The 20,860-nt window shown below is 53.5% G+C and carries 17 protein-coding genes and 1 pseudogene; 4 read left to right on the forward strand and 14 right to left on the reverse strand.

The window, feature by feature from the left end:
- Positions 1–66: 66 nt before the first annotated feature.
- Together NLK58_RS05765 and NLK58_RS05770 are read left to right on the forward strand one after the other, a co-directional pair.
- A protein-coding gene (locus NLK58_RS05765; protein WP_341582247.1) for an IS3 family transposase occupies positions 67–1,199 on the forward strand; the annotation gives its coding sequence in 2 pieces (ribosomal slippage) (positions 67–337 and positions 337–1,199; 1,134 coding nt in all).
- Positions 1,200–1,268: 69 nt separating this feature from the next.
- Positions 1,269–2,345, forward strand: a pseudogene (locus NLK58_RS05770) (transposase); the annotation flags it as partial.
- Positions 2,346–2,589: 244 nt separating this feature from the next.
- Here NLK58_RS05770 and NLK58_RS05775 read toward each other — a convergent pair.
- The 3 genes from NLK58_RS05775 to NLK58_RS05785 are packed head-to-tail and all read right to left on the reverse strand — an operon-like array spanning position 2,590 to position 7,496.
- A complete protein-coding gene (locus NLK58_RS05775; protein ID WP_341582248.1) occupies positions 2,590–4,332 on the reverse strand; it encodes a cytidylyltransferase domain-containing protein in 1,743 nt (580 codons plus the stop codon).
- Positions 4,325–6,268, reverse strand: a complete 1,944-nt coding sequence (locus tag NLK58_RS05780; protein WP_341582249.1) for a hypothetical protein — start codon at positions 6,266–6,268, stop codon at positions 4,325–4,327. The genes NLK58_RS05775 and NLK58_RS05780 overlap by 8 nt, the downstream gene beginning before the upstream one ends.
- Positions 6,258–7,496 carry an ATP-grasp domain-containing protein gene (locus NLK58_RS05785; protein WP_341582250.1) on the reverse strand — a complete coding sequence of 413 codons (1,239 nt, stop codon included), beginning with the start codon at positions 7,494–7,496 and terminating at the stop codon, positions 6,258–6,260. Before NLK58_RS05785 ends, NLK58_RS05780 begins: the two co-directional genes overlap by 11 nt.
- 134 nt (positions 7,497–7,630) lie before the next feature.
- Here NLK58_RS05785 and NLK58_RS05790 point away from each other — a divergent pair, with 134 nt between their 5' ends.
- The gene (locus NLK58_RS05790) at positions 7,631–8,596 is read left to right on the forward strand and encodes a sulfotransferase (protein WP_341582251.1); all 966 of its coding nucleotides are present in this window, start codon (positions 7,631–7,633) and stop codon (positions 8,594–8,596) included.
- Here NLK58_RS05790 and NLK58_RS05795 read toward each other — a convergent pair.
- The 8 genes from NLK58_RS05795 to pseB are packed head-to-tail and all read right to left on the reverse strand — an operon-like array spanning position 8,574 to position 16,558.
- Entirely contained in the window at positions 8,574–9,743 is a 1,170-nt protein-coding gene (locus NLK58_RS05795) for a class I SAM-dependent methyltransferase (RefSeq protein ID WP_341582252.1), read from the reverse strand. The genes NLK58_RS05790 and NLK58_RS05795 overlap by 23 nt on opposite strands.
- Entirely contained in the window at positions 9,740–10,843 is a 1,104-nt protein-coding gene (locus NLK58_RS05800) for an FkbM family methyltransferase (RefSeq protein WP_341582253.1), read from the reverse strand. Before NLK58_RS05800 ends, NLK58_RS05795 begins: the two co-directional genes overlap by 4 nt.
- Positions 10,844–10,861: 18 nt before the next feature.
- Positions 10,862–11,623, reverse strand: a complete 762-nt coding sequence (locus NLK58_RS05805) for an SDR family oxidoreductase (protein ID WP_341582254.1) — start codon at positions 11,621–11,623, stop codon at positions 10,862–10,864.
- Positions 11,616–12,599: a transketolase family protein gene (locus tag NLK58_RS05810; protein ID WP_341582255.1), complete on the reverse strand. Its 984-nt coding sequence runs from the start codon at positions 12,597–12,599 to the stop codon at positions 11,616–11,618. The genes NLK58_RS05805 and NLK58_RS05810 overlap by 8 nt, the downstream gene beginning before the upstream one ends.
- Positions 12,589–13,446, reverse strand: a complete 858-nt coding sequence (locus NLK58_RS05815; RefSeq protein WP_341582256.1) for a transketolase — start codon at positions 13,444–13,446, stop codon at positions 12,589–12,591. Before NLK58_RS05815 ends, NLK58_RS05810 begins: the two co-directional genes overlap by 11 nt.
- A 14-nt stretch (positions 13,447–13,460) precedes the next feature.
- Positions 13,461–14,348, reverse strand: a complete 888-nt coding sequence (locus NLK58_RS05820; RefSeq protein ID WP_341582257.1) for an N-acetylneuraminate synthase family protein — start codon at positions 14,346–14,348, stop codon at positions 13,461–13,463.
- 33 nt (positions 14,349–14,381) lie between these two features.
- Positions 14,382–15,560 (reverse strand): UDP-4-amino-4,6-dideoxy-N-acetyl-beta-L-altrosamine transaminase, encoded by a 1,179-nt coding sequence (gene pseC, locus NLK58_RS05825; protein WP_341582258.1) that lies wholly within the window; start codon positions 15,558–15,560, stop codon positions 14,382–14,384.
- Complete coding sequence (pseB, locus tag NLK58_RS05830; protein ID WP_341582259.1) at positions 15,557–16,558, reverse strand: UDP-N-acetylglucosamine 4,6-dehydratase (inverting); 1,002 nt, start codon at positions 16,556–16,558, stop codon at positions 15,557–15,559. The genes pseC and pseB overlap by 4 nt, the downstream gene beginning before the upstream one ends.
- 662 nt (positions 16,559–17,220) lie before the next feature.
- On the opposite strand from pseB, the gene NLK58_RS05835 reads away from it, so the two are divergent.
- Positions 17,221–19,221 carry a hypothetical protein gene (locus NLK58_RS05835; RefSeq protein ID WP_341582260.1) on the forward strand — a complete coding sequence of 667 codons (2,001 nt, stop codon included), beginning with the start codon at positions 17,221–17,223 and terminating at the stop codon, positions 19,219–19,221.
- Positions 19,222–19,358: 137 nt separating this feature from the next.
- Here the strand turns inward: NLK58_RS05835 and NLK58_RS05840 are convergent, their stop codons facing one another.
- From NLK58_RS05840 to NLK58_RS05850, 3 genes are all read right to left on the reverse strand, one after another.
- Positions 19,359–19,634, reverse strand: a complete 276-nt coding sequence (locus NLK58_RS05840; protein WP_341582261.1) for a type II toxin-antitoxin system ParD family antitoxin — start codon at positions 19,632–19,634, stop codon at positions 19,359–19,361.
- 417 nt (positions 19,635–20,051) lie between these two features.
- Positions 20,052–20,375 carry a helix-turn-helix domain-containing protein gene (locus NLK58_RS05845; protein WP_341582262.1) on the reverse strand — a complete coding sequence of 108 codons (324 nt, stop codon included), beginning with the start codon at positions 20,373–20,375 and terminating at the stop codon, positions 20,052–20,054.
- Positions 20,362–20,742: a type II toxin-antitoxin system RelE/ParE family toxin gene (locus NLK58_RS05850; protein ID WP_341582263.1), complete on the reverse strand. Its 381-nt coding sequence runs from the start codon at positions 20,740–20,742 to the stop codon at positions 20,362–20,364. The genes NLK58_RS05845 and NLK58_RS05850 overlap by 14 nt, the downstream gene beginning before the upstream one ends.
- Positions 20,743–20,860: the final 118 nt, after the last annotated feature.

Consider the following 20,860-nt stretch of genomic DNA (forward strand, 5'->3'; position numbering starts at 1 on the left):
AAGTGGACCCCGAAATTTGGACAGGTGCCTAAGCTCTGATTCATCATCTCCACAAGGAGGAGAATCATGAGCAAGAAACGCAAGCAATACAGCGCATCGTTCAAGTCCAAAGTCGCCCTGGCCGCCCTCAAGGGTGACCAGACCACATCCGAAATCGCTGCCCGTTTCCAGATCCACCCCACCATGGTCAGCACTTGGAAGCGTGAGCTGCTGGAGAATGCTCCGGACCTCTTCGAAGGCAAGAAAAAGTCTGGCAAGCAGTCCAACGAGCCCAGTTCTGACGAGCTTTATCGCGAGATCGGCCGACTGACGGTAGAACGCGATTTTTTGTCGCGCAAGCTCGATCAGTAAGCCGTCAACAGCGGTTGACGATGATCGAGCGTGGTCATCCCCAGGTCAGCATTTCGCGCCAGTGTGAGCTGCTCAAGCTGAGCCGTTCCTCGATCTATTATGTCCCTCGTGAACAGCCACAGGAGGACCTGAATTTGATGTATCTGATCGACCGGCAGCATCTGGAAACACCGTATTATGGTTCTCGCAAGATGCGTGTTTACTTGCAGCGTAAGGGCCATCAGATCAATCGCAAGCGAGTGCAACGGCTGATGCGCATCATGGGCATTCAGGCCGTGTATCCGCGGCCCAGAACCAGCATTCCGGGTGACGGGCACAAGATCTATCCGTACCTGCTCAAAGGGCTGATGATCGACCGCCCCAATCAGGTGTGGGCGGCTGATATCAGTTATATTCCGCTGGCTCGGGGCTTCATGTACCTGGTCGCCATCATCGACTGGTACAGCCGCAAGGTGCTGGCCTGGCGGGTTTCCAATACCATGGACACAGACTTCTGCATTGATGCCCTGGAAGAGGCCCTACAGCGCCATGGAGCGCCGGAAATCTTCAATACTGATCAGGGTGCCCAGTTCGCCAGCGAGGCCTTCACAAGTGTTCTCAAAGAGCATGGCATCCGGATTAGCATGGACGGCAAAGGCTGCTACCATGACAACATTTTCGTGGAACGGCTCTGGCGCAGCGTCAAACACGAGTGCGTCTACCTCACTGCATTCGAGGATGGACAGCACCTGAAACAGGCGCTCCACCGGTACTTCCGGCATTACAACCAGACCCGGTACCACCAAAACCTTGATTATCAAACACCAGATGAGGTGTACTATGGGCAAACCATAGCCTTGGCAGCCTGAGCCAGGGAAACAACAGGATCATAGCTTAGGAACACCATCAGGTTGTCCAACTGATTGGGTCCACCTCACAACACGCATCCGGATCATGACACGATTGCCACCTTCCGCCGTCGTTTCCTTCCCCAGGTTGAGGCTCTGTTTGTCCAGGTTCTGCTGCTGGCGCGAGAAATGAATCTGGTGAAGCTGGGCCGGATCGCTCTGGATGGCACCAAGGTGAAAGCGAACGCCAGTAAGCACAAAGCGTTGTCCTATGCACATGCAAAAAAGATCGAGGCACAACTCAAGGCGGAAGTGAGCGCACTTGCCGCCCAAGCGGAGGCAGCAGATCAGGCGCCGGTGGTTGAGGGTATGGATATCCCCGCTGAGATCGCCCGGCGTGAAGCCCGGCTGGAAGCACTGGCTGACGCCAAGCGGGTCATTGAGGCGCGAGCGCAAGAGCGCTTCGAACAAGAACAGGCTGACTACCAGCAAAAACAGGCCAAACGACAGGCTCAGAGGGACGCCGGAAAAAAGCCTCGGGGCCGGGCGCCTAAACCACCGCAGCCCGGCCCTCGGGATACCGATCAGGTGAATCTGACCGATGAAGAATCGCGCATCATGCCCGTTTCCGGCGGCGGCTTTGAGCAGTGTTACAACGCTCAGGCCGGGGTGGATACCGAGACGATGCTGGTTATCAGTACGCACATGACCCAGGCGACAAACGACAAACAGCAGATCACGCCAGCACTGGCCAGAATAGGTGCGCTGCCGAAGGCCCTCGGCACTGTTACGGACCTGCTGGCCGACACGGGTTACTTCAGCAAGGCCAATGTCCAAGCGTGCAGGGAGAATAGCATCCAGCCGTCACTGGCGGTGGCGCGCGATCAACACCACTTATCGGTATTTGATCGGTTCGCACCCGATGATCCGGCGCCCATCTCGGACGATCCGGTGGCGCAGATGAAACACCAACTAACAACCCAATCCGGGCGAGCCCTGTATGCACTGCGAAAACAAACGGTGGAGCCCGTGTTCGGAATTATCAAACAGGTGATGGGCCTGAGGCAGTTCTCAATGAGGGGGCTGGAGAAGGTTGCGGGCGAGTGGACGTTAGCCACGCTGGCGTGGAATGTGAAGCGGATGAGCGTGTTGAAAAGGGCGGTGTGAGGGCCTTTTTGCCGCCCCAAGGCTTTACCTGGTGCACTTCATGATGCCATTAAGGCCGATCTGGACTCCCTGATGACCACTGACGGTCAAAGTCGGGAGCCAAGCGAACACGACAACTGAAAAAGACGCCTGTCAGGTTCAAGTCCGACAGGCTGCTAGACATTCAGAACGAGGCCTTTCTTCGCTTTAGTACCGAATAGGTGGCGCAAAACATATGACCGGACCATCTAGCACACGGCCAGTATCAGTCCAAGGTCGCCAAGACACACTCAGCAGCGCGTTGAAGTCCGCCAGCTGCACCGAACTCGTTATTCCGGTTCTGCAACCTTTGTCGGCCACTTTTAGAAAGCAGCAAATCCCGCAAAGGAGCCAACTCCTTTTCTGTGGCATTTACACATAGCAAACCGTCATGCTGACAGATCGAAAACCACTCCTGCTCATCCATTAAGCCAGGTGCGGGAAGAACTGCAACTGGAATACCATTCGCCAACAATTCTAGGACGGTATTTCCGTACACAGAAAGCACTACTGTCGAAGTCATAGCAACCGAAGCAATATCAGCTTGGGCCCTCAGTACTTCCCACTCCAATCGGCGATCTGAAGGCATGTTTGGAAACTTGGCATAGGGCCCAAGCAACCACTTTACTTTAACGGGCTTCGGTAGAATCTGATCAAGAAGCTCCGGCAGCACTTCGCCATAACCAATGGCATCGCTGCCACCCGTCATTACCGTAAGTACAACGCCCTCATTCATCAGACATTTGCCAGCCGGCAACCATGCCGGAGCCAACGCATAGCCAGGACCATAAGCGATGTTTGGGGCTTCGACTCCGCGGTACACCAGGCACGGCACCACAACCAAGGATAAGGCCCTATGCCATATCCACAATCGATCCAAACCAACCACCCTTTTATCGTTTTCAACTAGCCTCACTATCACGTCGTAAAGATGGGCTGGGTGCTCAAGCCGTTCGGGAAAAAGGTCTATCACAATCAAGGAAGGGAGAGATACTACAGTCAGCCGTGCCAGAAGATCGTCCTCCGAGCCAATCCATTCGTGATTGACGGTTCTTAAACACTCGAGCGGCGCGGGCTCACCAAGAATAAGGAGAGTCACTCCCAAACCAGCCAACTCACAAACACGCTCCGCGAGGCGAACCGATCTGACGAGCTGTCCGATTCCTTTTGTCGGGCTAGCCTCCGTCACAAAAACTGCCGCCCCATAGCTACGGTATCCGGACTTCTGCATTACGTGTTTATTGATCTGCCCGACATCCGTTGTTCGCACCTGCTTAACGACCCATTTCAGGGATACTGGCCCTTCATGGCTCGCATACCACTTGGAGTACAAATGATCCATAAAGCGCCAGTCGGCGGCAGTATCGACTGACAGTCGAAAACGAGGACCGTAAAAGTCATCGTCTTCCCGAACAGATCCACGCTTAAGGGGAGCCCCCTTCGTTAACGCCAAGCCAACGTGCTCCTGCTCCAACCTGGATTGACTGAGCGCTACCAGTTCGTCCCAGCCTGCTCGGCTCAGGCACAGTATTCCTTCATGAATCACTGTTTCGCCAGAACGCCCGGGGGCCGGCAATACCTGTTCCCAGTCCGGATTATCACGGAGGGCCTGAAGGGCCATTCCAATGTAGTCCTGGCTAACGAGGGGACAGTCACCACACACATAAACAACTCTTTCGGGTTGATACTCCCGGACAACCGCGTCCACGCGACCTACCACGTTATCGATATCGCCATCATAGGCAACAACGGGAATACCCGAATCATGCCCCAGTCTCACCAGCTCCTGATTGAAATCGTCAGCAGTGGTCGCCAACACGGCAGGCACACCAATCGCAGCCAATCGTTCAAATACCCGGACAATCAGCGGAACCCCGGCCAGCTCAAGCAGGTGTTTACGGGGTAACCGGCTAGAATTTAGCCGGGCTCCAACCACAATCAGACTATCAGACGGTCTGATATCAGGCATTTTCGTTACCTTGTGTCCAGGCTCGCAAAGTGTAATGAAACGCTGGCAGCAGCCCCCCAGGCTTCAAGGTTTCATCTGCCTCGATGAGCGAAAACCACAGACGATTGAGGTAACGACGGTTGACCTTGTGGGACGACACCATCGGTAAAGCTGCACATTTTGACGGCTCCCAAGTCAACCTTAATCCTCGTGCGCCCGAACCGAACTTAAGCTCACCAGTAGTGGCACCCAATGCCGCGGAAGCACTCACAATAGACGAGACGGGCCTGCCGTGATCAATATCCTTGTCCACAACAATGCTCTCTTCGACATCACCACCATTATGACAGGCGATCCAAGGGCGATTTTCACAATCGATTAATGTGATAAACCCCAGACGCAGTGATGCCTCAGGCCGATCAGGCTCAGCAAAAGCAAACCCACACTCGATTTCACTTTCTCCAATTCGGTAATGTTTGCGTAGTCGACCCTGCGACGTTTCCAGACGGGCGTTAACGAGCAAACGCCCCTCTTCCTGGCTCAGTGTCCAGTCAATAGAAGCGAGATCTGTAACCCTGTCCCGCTCCCGGAATCGCTCCAGTACCAGGTGGTTGGAGTAGAAATCGGCACTAAAACCTATGTGATCGAAATGACCGTGGAAATGAGTTCCCATAACCGGATCCCAGTCATGCTCCGCAAAAGCAAGCGAAACGATGCTCATCCCTCGCTTCATATTCAGAATCAGCCGTAATCCATCAGTCTCAACCGAGAGATACTGCCGAGCCTCATCCAGATTGACCGTCATGCCTTGGGGAACCCCGGGCTGTGCGGTGCCTGGAATCGAGACAGGTGGCTGCGCGTTCAAATCAACGTCAGAACACAACGCATTGTATCGTCTCCGGGTCAGGTGAGTCCTGAAATCACTAGCCCACAACCGGCACAAATCTCGCCACTCTTCATCCGTAGCCATTGCCTTGTTCTTTAGCGCTTCGAACCGATGAAAACACAGGCTGTTCAGCGCAAGATCATTACGCCCACTCAGAGCCCATCTAGTAACATTGTACTTAGCCTGCTTCTTGACGCTGATAGGATACTGGGCGCTTGCCAGACTCAGAGGTGCATCATCTCGCCAATGCAGGAGTGCCTCCCGAGGCAGAGTCCAGCGATACTCGCCCTCCAAAGAGAGGCGTTCAAATAAATGCATCAGACGGCTCCATTCTCCCCCCTCGCATTCAGCCTCCACTGAATAACGCCCCGGTCGGTAATCAAACACCTCGGCATCACTGCCATAAAGGGGAAAACAGCAACACGCATTGCGTGTCATATGCTTGAGCGCATCCAGATAATCATCCAGTGTGATGTCCTGATGGGCATACCGTTGGAACTTCTGAAAGGCCACTGCACTGTTCCAGAGTACTTTTACAGCACGCCCCTTGGCGCTCATCAATGTACCAGGATGCCAGAAAGCGTCCCTTGGCCAGTCAGCATTATGGGAAGCCGGATTATCCCACTCGATAACCACGGCCTCAAAACCGGCCTCGGCATATACGTCCAGCAGCCCAGGCGACACAGTCTGCTCATTGATAAAAGCAAGACGTGGGGTCACGCCGAGAATGTTCTGGTACCCTTGCTGGCCCAGGGCCAAATTCCAGCGATTGACCTCGACAGGCACCAACGGGCCTATGATCTGGCTATCGCCACTGGCTATCAGCTCGCATCGGCCTGCGTGCAACAACTCTTTGAAACGTTCGACCCAGCGGGAATCCACTCGGGCGATACACTCCAGGGTATACAGTGTGATCTCCAGCCCCAACGGAACGCTCTTTTGTTCTATCAGCGCCAGCAAGGGCCAGTAACACCTACGAACCACGTCCAGATGTTGTTCTTCATCAATCGATGAAAAAGCGAGATTTAAATGAAACACTGCGTAAAGCTCAGTGACAGCACTATTGCGCATAATCGATCCGAATCTGCGCCAGTGCCCGTTGGGCACGGCTAACAGCTAGTTCTTTCGTTTCTGCCGTGGCAATCACAAATCCTGGCCGTTGAGTATGGTTCCCCAATTGAGGCACGTAATCTCCAGGAGCCACAAATAACCGAAGCATTTCGACACCCGGCAAACTCGCCGCTTTTTTCTCTCCTGTCACCGAAGACACCCGGCCAGGAGGCAAATCCAGATAACGAATCGCGACACCCCGCTGCCATTTTGACGCAACTGCCGATGGCTGCAGCGTTTCTCCCAGAGCCAGGCGGATAGCTTGCTCCACGAAATTGACACCGGTTGCCAACGGAATTTGGGTGGTTGAGAAATAGCCTCCAGACAGACGGCCCGCAATTTCAATCACCTTTGGTCCCCGAGGCGTTAGGACCATGTCGCCCTTGGCCACGCCCGATCTTATGTTTAGCGCCAAGGCGGCTTTTTCAACTGTATCGACCACCTGTTGGCGTTCTGTCGGGCTCAATGCAGTGGGCGCATCGCCACCGTTCTCAATTATGTGAGGGCGAGTTTTCTCCAACCATTCGTAATTCCTGTCAGAGAAGCCCACCGTGTAGCACTGCCCTTTATCGACCAGTGTCTCAGTACTAAACTGGGGCCCCGGCAAATACTCTTCTACCATCACCCGTCCCGTCGGTGATTCATCTCGGGCCACCTTATAAGCCCATTCGAACTGCGCTTCCTCATCAATAAGCAGAACCCCACGAGCCCCCCGACTATCCACGGGTTTAACAACAAGTGGCAGGCCAAGGAGAGCGGCCTGTTCGCCCATATCCTCAACACTCTTAACGGCCGCATAACCGGGTATCGGTATGCCTTGGGCCTCCAGCCGCTGCTTCATAAGCAGCTTGTCGGCGACCCAACAGGCTGACTCCAGGCTAAGACCAGGCAAGCCCAAAGCCTGTGCAACGGCGGCCACACTGACAGGCACATCGGCACACATAGCGATCACGCCGATAATTTTACATCCGTCCTGCTGAAGGTCTCGGCAAGCTCTAATCAATTGTTGGCCATCGTAAGTGCTTATACTCAGGCTCAAATCCGCCAACTCAAAGCCTGGTGCATGGGGGTCACCATCCACAACAATTAACTTCAACCCCATTTGTCTGGCCACACGAATACCCTCACAGGCTTCGACACCACCCCCAATGAGAATCACATAAGGAACTTCAGAGATACTGTTATCCAACCATGAATCCTTAATTTTTGAGATCGTAAGATTGGTAGTTTACAGGCACCAGCTTCACACCTTAAGCTCCAAAATCGCAGAGCAGAACCCCCACCTGCCTAAATTGATTAGTAATCAAAAGAGCCTGAACCCAAATGCAAAAATTTTTTATCACAGGGCTGCCAAAAACTGGCTCGACCTGGGTCATGCAAATGCTGAACGACATCAGTGGCATCCAGTGCCTGGGTGAGGGGCGCTTCTTCAGTTCAGGATTAAGGCACGTGCCCAGCCTCTATGACAGCATTTTAACAGGTACACTCCATTGGGCGGAGTTCATCGCACAGCGAAAAAGAAACTGGCTTGACGACAACGATTCCATCAGGACTATAGAGAAATACAACTATGTCTCAGAGAGTCGCACAAGGAAGGCAACTGATCATTTAACAAAGATAATGATACAGTCCGCCATTGAAGCTTTGCTTAACGACCACATCACACTGGAAACTGTTGCGATTGGAGACAAGACCCCTACTCTTGAAGTGGAAGCATTACAACGTATAGAAAATGTCTTTCCCGATGCCAACATTGTATTCCTGCATCGGGGGCTCCATGATTTCTTAGCTTCGTTTATGTGTCACTATCACAGATCCATGCGAGACAGGCGGCCAGATGCCAATTTCGAGATTTTTACAGTGGATGACTTTCTGGCCATTGATACCTATCTAAAAAGCAGTGAGAAAAAAAGTCTATTGCCCGTCACCGAAACCACGCTGAATCGTCTGATACAAGTATGGATAGAATTTGACGAGGCATTCACAAATGCCAAAAGCCGTCACAACTTCATTACCATTAACTATGAGTCGCTACTCGAAGACACTCATACACATATGTCTGAAATTCTTAAACTGGTTGCACCTAAAGTGGAATCCAGTGATGTCGAAAATGCAATCCACCAGTGGTCTTTTGGTTCCCAAAACATGCAATCTGGGCCAAATAACGCCCACATTAACTCTCGAGAAGTTGGCTACGGCAGGACCTTTTTTGCAGGCAAGTCGAAAAATCATATAGATCAGGCGCTTGAGCACAGGATCCTTTCGTTTAAGGACGAGAGTGAAATCTAAGGGTCTTGCAGCCAACATCCCTCAAATCAGAAAGACTTCTGTATATTTCGTCCTCAGAGGCATAAGAGGAAATAACGATAGCGTCCCCACTTTTCCACTCAATATGAGCAGGATTCCGGCATAGCCATTGACCTTGCTGCCCCCCCCATTTGAGCGGTGAGCTATCAACCAGGCCAGAGATATCATACCGATCAAGCAGGTTCGTGTTCGCAATCAATTGACTGGTATGAATGCCTGCTCCCCATAAAAAGATTCTTTTGGCACCATCAAGAGTACTGGCTAACTCATTCAGGCAACCCTGCCAATATCCAAGCTCCCGCTTCCTATACTCTTCCAGACGATTGCGGGACCAGGCCGGACTCGTCCGGGATATCTGAAGATGATTTTGCTCCTGAGTGCTTGCCAAGACACCAATCAGTGGAGCAATATTACTGTTGTAGTGCTCAACCACAGATACTGGTGAATAACCGGACTCAATCAAAGACTCCAGTAAATTCTCACGCGTGTAGTAGTTAATATGTTCAAATGAGAAGAAGCCTGGACATAATTGAGAATTGGGAGCCAAAAGCGGCACCTCAACATAAATAAAACCCTCGGCCCAAGTCTCCTGTATTCTCCTACACTTTTCCAGCACTCGCTGAGGGTCATATAAATGTTCAAGCACGTGAGTCATGAGAATAAGCTCAAAGCGATCGTCTGTCTCAAACTCCTCGGCAGAGCAGTGGGTACACTCAATGCCGTATAGATTTTGAGCCATTTCAATCGAAGCGTTTCCAGGCTCCACGCCATGCACCTTTTTCACACCGGCCTCTCTGAATCGACTCAGGGTATAGCCGTCAGAACTCCCGATCTGCAGTACACTATCAGGTAACTTCCCGATGCCTCGGACAACAAAGCGAACCTGTTCATTAACATCAAGAACCTTAGTTGCACTAGGGCCGCCCTTCCGTCCCGGATTGGTATATACAGCCTGAGAACTGTAATACTTCATCATGTCCTCGGGGGGAATTGACGGGCTTTGACAAACCGACCCACAGTTCGGACAGACAGAAAAACCAATTTCTGCCGCATCCAGTCCCGGCAGAGCCCATGTCACAGCGAATACAGGCTCCACATCACTGGTACAGAGGAAACATTGTCGAATCATGATCCATCCTCCACCCGAGCATACACCACCGATTCGAAAAGATTCTGCGAGTGATGACCAAAGTAAAATCGGTAACGAGGATTAGTTTCATAAATCCGGACCATGAGCGACCAAAGATCCTCGGGTTCATGATAGGCGCTGATTGCCAAGCGAGGCTGGCACTCTTGCAACACACGCTCCGACCCCATCATTACTTGCGATTCAGCTCCTTCAACATCAAGCTTGATAAAGTCCGGCTTAAGGTCCGTCTCGATACAGTAACTATCGAGATCTTTCGCCTCTACTTCGAATACCAGGGACTCACCAGCACGGTTATCGACCCGGGCCTGCATACTATGCCCCACGTCTTCAGACTTTAAAAAGCGCAAGGTTTCGGAATGGCTCCACAGTCCAAGGCTACTAATTACCACGTCCTCATACTGCCGGTCATGAACCATTTGTGAAAGAACTTTCCGATTGAGCGTATCTGGCTCAAAGCAGTGAATACCTATTCGACTGCCGAATTTATTTTTGAGGTACTCAACAGTATCTCCCTGCCAAGCCCCGCCATCCACAAACCAGTCCCCACCTGTGGGAGAAACACTTGGATGGAAGTAGTGATCAAACTCAGACGGTTGCAGAGACAGCGGGTCCATCGTCTGTCGATATCTTACGCAACCAAAGAATGCCTGCTTATCCGCACCTTCCAGAAATTTAGTGCCTACATCCAAAGCCTTTTTTGCATTGAAATGATCAGGACTGAAGTGATTCTTCCAGCGGTTGTAGTCCGTACTGAAGCTGAAGTCATAATACTCAATACCATGTTTCGACAATTGCCCTGCAATCTCTCTGGCCCAGAAACTTGCAACCAACACAACCGGCTGGTCACGATAAGCCACTTCTGGCGAATGCACAGGCTTGTTAAAAAACTCGGTTCCCTGCTTATCGGCGGCATTATCAAGGTAATAACAAACTGAAATGCCGCGCTGCTCTAGCAGCTGCGTCAATGCCACACCGCACTGCCCTGTCCCGAAAACCGCAACGGATGAGAGCTCTTCCAGAACCTGGTCTGGAGACCTCCAGATTCTCGCTTCAGTTGTGTTTTGTGAGAGTTTCGTCAAAATTCAATTCCCCAAGAGTCAGCCTAAGTACATTCCACCGTTCATATTCAACGTCTGCCCCGTGAGATAAGCGCCCGCATCCGAACATAGGTATTCTAGGGTGCCCGCAATTTCTCCGATTGTTGCCATCCGACCAGCCGGAATGTTGCGGACTTTTTCCTGCCCGGCTGACGTTTGCAGTTCGCCTGCTGACATTTCCGTAGCCACTAGACCAATGGCCACCGCTGTTGATACAACACCTTCGCGGGAATACATTTTCGCCAGTGAGCGTGTCAGGTTGATCAATCCGGCTTTGGCCGCAGCGTAGTGCACTTGATTTAAGCCACCCCACTGCCCTCCAATCGAGGTTATATTGATGATGCGCCCCCATCCCCGGGAACGCATAGCCGGCAGCACTTCCTGGCTGGCCGCAAACGGCCCCTGAAGATTGACGGCTTGCATGTGCGCCCAATCGTCATCAGTGATGGTTTCGAAGGGCTTTTCCTGGGCAATGGCTCCATTGTTGATCAACACGGATACCGGCTGCTCAAAATACTTCTCTAGGGTGTCCAGGGCCCCACGAATACTATCGCGGCTGGCATAATCCAGCTCAACCGCCAGAGCATTTCCATACCGTTCCCGGATATCGTCCACTACTTTCTGCGCGGCGGCACCGTTACGACAGTACCCCACACCCACCGGATAGCCGCAACCGGCAAGATGCTTCGCTGCTTCAGCACCCACACCGCCGGAAGCGCCGGTCACCAATACCAATTTCGATGCATTACTCGGATCAGCCATTGGCATCCAGCTCCTGAAAAAAGGTCATTGTTTGCTCGTAAACTCCAGAGGCATCCAGACCGTAATAGCGAGCCAGCTGATCTGGCTCACCGGAGCCTCCGATCACATCGCCAACACCAACACGGCGCACCGGAGCCTCGGCGCGCTCGCTGACCACTTCAGCAACAGCACTGCCAAGCCCACCCATCACACTGTGGTCTTCACAGGTCACGATCAATCGAGTCTCTCTGGCTGCTTTCAATAACAGATCGCGATCAATCGGCTTGACGGTCGGCATATGGATGACCCGCGCTGAGACACCCTGTTGCGACAACTGTTCCGCCGCCACCAGCGCCCTGTGCGTCATGACTCCACAGGCTACCAGGGTCAGATCCTGCCCATCCTTCATGACCCGCCCCTTACCAATGACAAAATCGGGCTCAGCGGAATGAATGTTCGGACTGGGGCTGCGACCGGTCCGCATATAGGCAGGCCCTGTGTAATCCGCCAGCGCGCGAGTCGCGGCCGCCACCTCAAGGGCATCACACGGAGACAGGACAACCATGCCTGGAATGGCCCGCATACACGCCAGATCCTCAAGGCACTGGGCCGAGGCACCATCCGGCCCGACATCCAGGCCCGGATGACTGGCAATTAGCTTAACGTTGGCTCCGGAGTAGGCCACGGACAACCGCGCCTGCTCGAGGGCCCGCAACATGAATACTGCAAAGGTGGTGACGAATGGCTTCAAGCCGTGGTGCGCCATGCCTGCGGCCGAGCTAATCATGTTCTGTTCGGCGATGCCACATTGAATAAAACGCTCAGGGTGCTGGCTACGAAAATGATGGGCACCGGTACCACCGGCAACGTCGGCATCAAGAACCACAATGGCGTTATCGCTTTCAGCCACCTGGCTGATGGCAATACCAAATGCCTCACGCAGGGAATCGGACTGCTGCCCAACCAGGGTTGGGTTTGTCTTGGCTTCAGCCGACATTGTCATACTCCTCCATCTGCGCAGCACTGCAGTCCAGGGCCATCATGGATTGCTCAAACTGCTCCCTGGTCATGGTGACACTGCCATGCCACAGAGGCTGCCCCTCCATGAAACCCACACCCTTGCCTTTTACCGTGTGTGCAATTACCACTGTAGGTACCGATGTCTGCGAGGCATCGTAAAACGCCTGTTCTATGGCAGCTAAGTCATGGCCATCTATTTCTAGCACCTGCCACCCGAATGATGCCCAGCGCTCATCAAGAGGCTCAAGATTGCAAACCTCTGAGTTCGCACTGTCGCTCTGCAGTTTGTTGTAATCAACCACCACCGTTAAGTTACCCAGTCGATGGTGGGATGCGAACATTGCCATTTCCCATACCTGCCCTTCCTGCAGCTCGCCGTCACCGACCACAGCAAACACACTTCTCTCGGAACCCGTCAATTTCATCGCCTTGGCCAAGCCAGCTGAGAAAGATACGCCCTGCCCCAGAGATCCCGTGCTTACCTCCACCAGCGGCAAACGGCTTACATCGGGGTGCCCTTGCAAGGGAGAGCCCAAGTGCCTCAGCCGGGCCAGCTCACAGCGCTCCAGCAAACCTCTGGAAGCCAAGGCGGCATACAGTGCCGGGGCCGCATGACCCTTGGAAAGAACAAAGTAATCATCACTATAGCTACCAACACGCTTCTCGGGCGGCACCATCACGCGGTGGAACAGCACCGCAAGCAGGTCTGCACACGAGAGCGCGCCACCCGGGTGCCCGGACCTCGCCCGGTAAATTGACCAGACCGAATCCCGCCGGATCTGGTTGGCGATTGCATCCACAGGCCCGGCGTTAAACCTGGACATACTACTCTCACTCATTATTCAGACTCGCTGTTCTCAAAGTTAATTCGCTTTGCTTTCAAAGGTCTCAAGCCATCGCTGGGATCCGCGCGCCAATCACGATCATCCGACTCCGCCGACACAAAGGTCTTCTCCGGGCTGCCATCAATCAGAGAGCCATGCCGGCAACTGGCGATCACTGGCGCAATTTGCTCCGGCAACCAGCAATGACCTGCGGCGTACTCAGGACCTTGCTTGTCGAGATCGAGATGGAACTCGATAACGTCTGCTTCCCATCTGTGAACCGCCCGGTTGATCACCGCTGGCGACACCGTATGGTCAGACCAACCAGCCCGAACACCATACCGCTGCCGGTAGGTCTCAAGAACGGCCAGATTGCACTCATCAATAGGAGTCGGATAAGCCGACACACAATGCAGTAAAGTGATTTCAGAGGCACCAGCCTCACGAAGACTGGCAACTGCTTGATCAATTTCATCCGGTGTCGCCATGCCAGTAGAGAGAACTATCGGCAGCCCGGTCCGCGCACAGGCCTGCAGAAGCTCGCCCCAGAGTAGCTCATAGGACGCAATCTTGAAAAAGTCGACGTAAGGCGCAAGCTCATCCACGGCACCCAGATAAAACGGCGTGCAGGAAAACTGGATTCCCCTCTCCCTACAACGGTGCTTCAGAGCCGGTATGAATTCAACGGGTAACTCCCATTGGCGGCGCAAGCGATGGGCCTCGCTCACTGCCAGGATTTCCGGTGCAAATAATTCATCGATTTTGAACAGCTGAAACTTGACCGCATCACTGCCCGATGCGGCCGCAATGTCGATGAAGTCCAAACACCGCTGCAAATCCCGGTGATGATTGCTAGAGACTTCGGCAATAAAACAAGGTGTTCTCGAATCCCGCACAGTCACACTCCGACTTCCCACTAACTTTAATTTAATGCATCAATCACCTGATCGCGCGTTATGCCCCATCAAAGATTCTGCATGATGGATAACCAACGAGACCACCCGTTGCCGTTCGTCCTCAGTCAGTTGCGTGTACAGGGGCAGACTTATTCCCCGATGGTAGAACTGTTCCGCACCGGGGCAATAGCCTGTGGAAAATCCGAGCCGGCGATAATAAGGCTGCCAGTAGATCGGCATATAATGCACGTTGACACCAATACCGTCTGCGCGGAGCCGCCGAAACAACTCACCGCGAATGTCCGGCTGCACCTGGACTGACATCAGGTGCCAACTGCTCTCGATATCAGGCCGCTGCTGCAGAGTAGTCACCGGTCCATCAGAAAACGCTTCCAGATAGGCGTTTGCATGGCGCCGCCGGCTGGAGAGAAACTGATCCAGACGACGCAACTGGGAAATGCCCAGCGCGGCCTCGACATCCGTCATCCGATAATTGAATCCCAGCTCAAGCTGGGCATAACGCCAGGGCTCCTGATCAAGGTGTTCAACAAAAGCCGGGTCACGGGTTATTCCGTGAGAACGAAGCAGGCGAGCGCGGTCTGCCAGAGTCTGGTCGTTGGTCACCAGCGCGCCACCCTCACCGGTGGTAATCATTTTCACAGGATGGAAACTGAAAACCGTGATGTCGCTGTAACATCCTCCTCCAACAAGCTCGCCCTGACAGGAAGCTCCCAAGGCATGGGATGCATCTTCAATTAGTCTGACACCGTATTCCTTAGCCAGGGCGGCGATGGCCGACATGTCACAGGGCTGCCCCGCATAGTGCACGGGAATAATCACCTTGGGCAGCAAGCCTTGGCCGTCCGCTTCTCTCAGCTTGGAGGCAAGAGCACCCGGATCCATGTTGCCGGTGGCGGGATCAATATCAACAAAATCAACGGTAGCATCGCAGTAAAAGGCACAGTTGGCTGATGCAACAAAGCTGACTGGCGATGTCCAGACCCGATCGCCCGCACCCACGCCCAACACCAGGCAAGCCAGATGCAAAGCCGAAGTTGCACTGTTTACCGCCACCCCGTGGCTTGCTCCGACATAGTCCGCCAACCCTGCTTCGAAAGCCGGCACGACACTACCCTGCGTCAGGAAGTCCGACTCCAGAACCGCCAGAACCGCGTCTATGTCATCCCTGTTCAGTTCCTGGCGGCTGTAGGGAATCAAAACCCTGCCTCTCGGTTAAGCGCAAGAATTTCCTCATGGGTCAGCAACCAGGGATTATTTCCCGAGTTATAACCAAACCCCTGCTTTACAGCAGCTCCCGTCTCCCCGAGTGCGTTGGTAGTGTAATCCATTGAGCTGCTGTAGAAACGAATGGCTGGCTTGATCACAAAATGATCCGGGAACTCCAGCGTCACATGGCTGTCATCGCAGGGACACATCGTCTCATGCATTTTCTCCCCCGGACGAATGCCGATCATTTTTAGCGGCAGAGTCGGAGCCATAGCCGTCGCAACATCGGCAATCCTCACAGACGGGATCTTCGGCACGAAGATTTCTCCTCCCTGCATTCTTTCAAAACTCTTGAAAACAAACTCAACCCCCTGCTGCAATGTGATCCAGAAACGCGTCATGCTGGGGTCAGTTACAGGCAAGCTTTCCGCCCCTTCGTCAATCAATCGGCGAAAAAGTGGCACTACCGACCCCCGTGATCCCAGAACATTGCCGTACCGAACCACAGAGAATCGAGTTGGCCGCTTCCCTACAATGTTGTTGGCAGCAACAAACAGCTTGTCAGAAGCAAGTTTTGTGGCACCGTACAGGTTGACTGGGTTTGCTGCTTTATCGGTGGAGAGTGCGACAACCTTGCGGACCTGATTTGCCACGCACGCCTGCGTTACGTTTTCAGCTCCATGGATATTAGTGCGGATACACTCCATCGGATTGTACTCAGCAGCGGGCACCTGCTTCAGAGCGGCTGCGTGAACAACATAATCCACTTCCCGGGTCGCAAATTCTATCCGTTCACGATCCCGGACATCGCCCAGAAAATAACGCATGCAGGATTGGTTGAAGCGCTGCTGCATTTCGTATTGCTTCAGTTCGTCACGCGAAAAGATGATCACTCTGGACGGCTTATAGCGTTTGAGCAACATCTCCACAAACTTCTGCCCGAAGGAGCCTGTACCACCTGTGATCAGAATCGCTTTATCATTGAACATTTAGATTCGCCACGTAGTGCCTTGAAAAATAGAACGAAAGACAACTATAGCCCAGCCAGAAAAGTCATTCAGCAGATTTCGAACCAATTAACACCCCACCAACATATTAAGGGAATTCAAATGCATCAAAGGCGCCCAGAACGCACCAAGCATCTGAGTGGGGAAGACTTTGAGCATTTCTACCGTGTATTGATCCATTGGACACCACTGATAGCTTTTCACTGTTTCAAGCTAAGATTGCGCTCGTCATTTAGGCGAATGAATTTGCCTCTCTTCACTTCAATAAGTTGAATTATGAGTATAACGGAATCCGTCAAGAGGCACGAAGTGACAACCCACCTGCCGGAACTGGTTGCACGTGGGGGCAAAAGGTGAGGTATTCGCTATCGCCAAAGCGGGAAAACCTGTTGCCGTGCAACCCCTTACGACTCCCCTGCAGGGGGCCAACAAGCAAAAGAGAAGCGGTTTCAAGGCAGGCGGCTTCACAGTGTCAGACGATGTCGGACCAATCGGTCAGGATTAGATAGTCCGAATGTTCGGAGATTGACGACCCCAAAATAAACTGGCACACCTTTCGCAACACCTCCCTCAAAGCACGGCAAACCGTCAAAAACTGCAGACCTTTGCCGCTCCCAATTGCGGCTGTATTTACGAGGTGTCCCATGCAAGCCAAGCATCAAGTCCAGGTTTCACAGTCCCAACACGCCCAGGTTGCCCGCCTGCTTCTGCAGGCCAATCTTGCCTACGGAGAGTCCAACAGCAACGGCCTCAGCCATATCCAGCGGCTGAAGGCCCGGCAGGAATGTCGGGGCTATTTGAACGAAGCGCTGGCTCTGGAGCCCGAGAATGCCGTTGGCCTGGGACTTCTTGGCCGCGTGGAGATGGACGACGGGCAGCTTGAGAAAGCCCACACCCTATTCAATGCCAGCCTGAACCATCAGCCGGGCCAGGCGCAGCAGTATTGCAACCTGGGTTATTGGGCTCTGAAAACCGAGCGGCCGGCGCTTGCAGAGCAGTATTTCTTGCAGGCTCTGGACTGCGACCGGCAATCTGCCGCCGCTTTCTGCGGTGTTGCCCACGCCAAACGGTTGCAGGGCCAGTTTGATTTGGCCTACCTGCATTACCGCAAGCTGCTGGAAACCGGCGCCGAATGGGATTCCGTCTACAGCGGCATGCTCACCTGCGCCCAGCACCTGGAAGTAAACAAGGCGGATTCCGCCCTGGCCCAGGATGCTATCGCCCTTCTCCAGCGGGGTGGTCTGCCGCATCAGGAGTTGGGCCGGTTTATCAGCGCCATTATTCATCACCAGTATGGCCTGGATAACCCGGACGCACAGATTTCCCTTGAGGCCGCCAGTGAAGATGAGCTGCTGATCCTAGCCCTCCAGAAAACTCTGATGCCCAATCCTGCGGTGGAGGAGCTGGTTACCCTGCTGCGTCGGGCGATCATTGCCGAAGTCGCACAAACCGTTGAACTTCGGGACGAGCTGCAGCGCCTGACACTGGCCATCGCTCAATACGCCGACAGAACCGGCTATGCCCTGGCAGCTGAAAACGATGAAGAACGACTGGTCTCAGCCATCAACGACAGCATCCAGGCCCAGTTTGCCCTTGGCGAGGAACAGGACGGACTCATCGGCTCACTGATGATCAGCACCATGTATGGCGCCCTCTTCCACCAGCCCTTCGCCGTCCAACTTGGCCAATGGAACCTGATGGACTGGCCTCTGGCATTGCAGCCAGTCTTAGCCGCCAGCTATTACGATCGGGCCGAGGAAGAGGCGATCAAACAGAATTTCGATGAAAAGGCCGAGGAGCTCTGCCTGGAAAAAACCGATATTCCCCAGGCATGGCCGTCCTGGTCCCGGTTGGCCTATCGCACCGAAAGCAGCCTTAAAACACTGATAGCCGCTGAACTGGGGCTGGACACGGTCAATCTCCCGGCCACCCTTCGGATCATGGTGTGCGGTGCACAGTCTGGCCAGCGGGCGATGGAACTGGCCAGCTATCTGGACGATGTGGAAGTGATCGCGGTGGATGAATCCCTGGCCAACATCGCCAAAGCCACACGCATGGCCAACGAAATGGGTATGGACAACATCGTGTTCTGGCCCTGGTCCATCGCCCAGCGTTTCGTTGCCGATGGCCACCAGGTGCACTGGATCGAAGTCGGTCGCCTGCCCTCACCGGCCATGACCACCCTGTCTCTGGCGGCTCTGGTTAACCAGGCCACCGGCTCCGGCGCTGTGGTGCACATGCACACCGCCATTGCCGAGCAAACGTCCGGCGACAAACAGATTCGTAAACTGGTTGCCGAGCATAAGCTTCAACCGACCCGCCAGACGCTGCGCCAGCTCCGCCGGATGGTTCTTGCCAATAGAAGCGATGCCGCCTGGCAGGAATTGACCGCCGACGCCGATTTCTACAGCCTCGGCGGCTGCCGCGACAGATGGTTCCGGCCACAGGATACCGCCCAGCTGAAAGAGTTGATGGCAATGGCCAGTAATGAGGTGGAATGGAAACTCGTGAAAGCGCGGGATGTGGATGGCCACAGCCTGGCAACCGGACCGGTGCAGAAGCAAATTCAGGCGGAGGCACTGGGCAGTGAGGTGCAGAGTTTGATGGGGCAGAGTTTGAGTGTTTATTTTTTGAAGCGGCGGTGATGTGAAGTTGGGGTCAGATGTGTGAAGTTGGGGTCAGATGAAAACGGAGGCAAGCCTGTAATTTTGAATGGTAAGCATCAGCCTGCATTTCACCAAAGCTTTCCAATCCATGGAGGTAGATAGAGACAATATCTTCTTCAGCCTTCCTGCTGAGAATGTAATTCATCGACCTCTCCATCCCTGGCTAAAAACTTTGCTGCAGCTCTGAGTTCATCCATTGAACGCCTTCCCTCTCCGCTCGCAATTCCCTTTGAAACGAAAGCCTGTAACTGGTCGATTTTGTGCCGCCTGTCTTGATCTTTGCGGATCAAATCACGAACGTAATCGCTGGTATTGGAATATCTGCCAGATTCCGCTTGTTGTTCTGCCCACGTTTTCATCGCATCGGGCAAGGATATATTCATTGTTGCCATAGCTACGCCCTCCACTTGCCCAATTATGACAAACCTTGCCATAAAATGCATCGCTACGGCCTTGGAGATAGCCCCGAAGCCTACACTTTGGTAAACATTCCCCCAAACAACCCCGTCCGCCGCATCACCTGCTCACCTTCATCCAACAACCTCGCCTGCGCCTGCGCCGGTTCCAGCTCAATCAGACCAAGAAGCTGATATAGCGTCAGCATTCTGGACTGCAGCGCCGATCAAGGCTGCTGCTCCTCGCTTATATAAACCACAGGGTGGGCGTCATACGGTGATAATGGGGTCAGACCCCAAGACATTTCGATCCGGCAAATGTATCGGTGTCTGGTCATGCGGTTTCTTCAGAGCAGTTCAGACCAGATACCACCGTGGTTGTGATCTGCCCGCAAAAATTGCCAAACCAGGCAATCAGTAAAGTAAAACCTCAATCCCCTTCCGCTTGACCAGATGCAGCAGCTTCAACGAAGCGCCAGACGGCTTTTTCTCTCCCGATTCCCACTTTTGAACGGACGACACACTGACGTTCAAAACCGCTGCGAAAACAGCTTGGCTCATTCGCGCCTCCAATCGTATCTGACGAATATCGGGCGCAGGTAAATGACTGTCGTTAGTCCGGCAGAGCACCTCATACTCCTCCAGGCGGCGCTTGCTAATCAAGCCGGCTTTACGGAGATCCGTTGCTGTCTCGCGAACTTCATCAAGTATGCGACTTCGAGGTTCAGTGGTTGCCATATTTAATCTCCGTTATTACGCCCGCTAAGTGTGCGCCTTCCAGGCCCTGATCATCCATACCCAGAAAGTCACTTGCCACTTCCTGGAATGCTTTGAGCTCCTTTTGCGAAATGTTCGCTCGCTCGTTCTTTGCAAATGCAAAGAGAAAGAACCATCGGTCGCCATGATTCGTGGCAATAATTGTTCTGGCTCCGCCACGCTTACCTTGACCTGGTGTCGCAACTCTTTTTTTTACAACACCACCACCGAGATCCGCGTCAATCAAGCCGCCAGCCATCTCAGTCACGGCCTGACGCAGCGCATCATCAGACAGGGCGTTTTTGCGCATCCAGCGCGAGAAGGTTTTCGTTCTGAATATCCTTGTCATAATGAAAAGTGTACCACTGAGTGATACATAGGGATAGAACCAGAACAGAACATCTCTGATTCGGTAGGCATAGAATCTATTACCTGATTACGCACAAGGCTCAGCCCTCCATCTGTCC

It is taken from the genome of Marinobacter metalliresistant (assembly GCF_038098645.1).
Taxonomy (GTDB): domain Bacteria; phylum Pseudomonadota; class Gammaproteobacteria; order Pseudomonadales; family Oleiphilaceae; genus Marinobacter; species Marinobacter metalliresistant.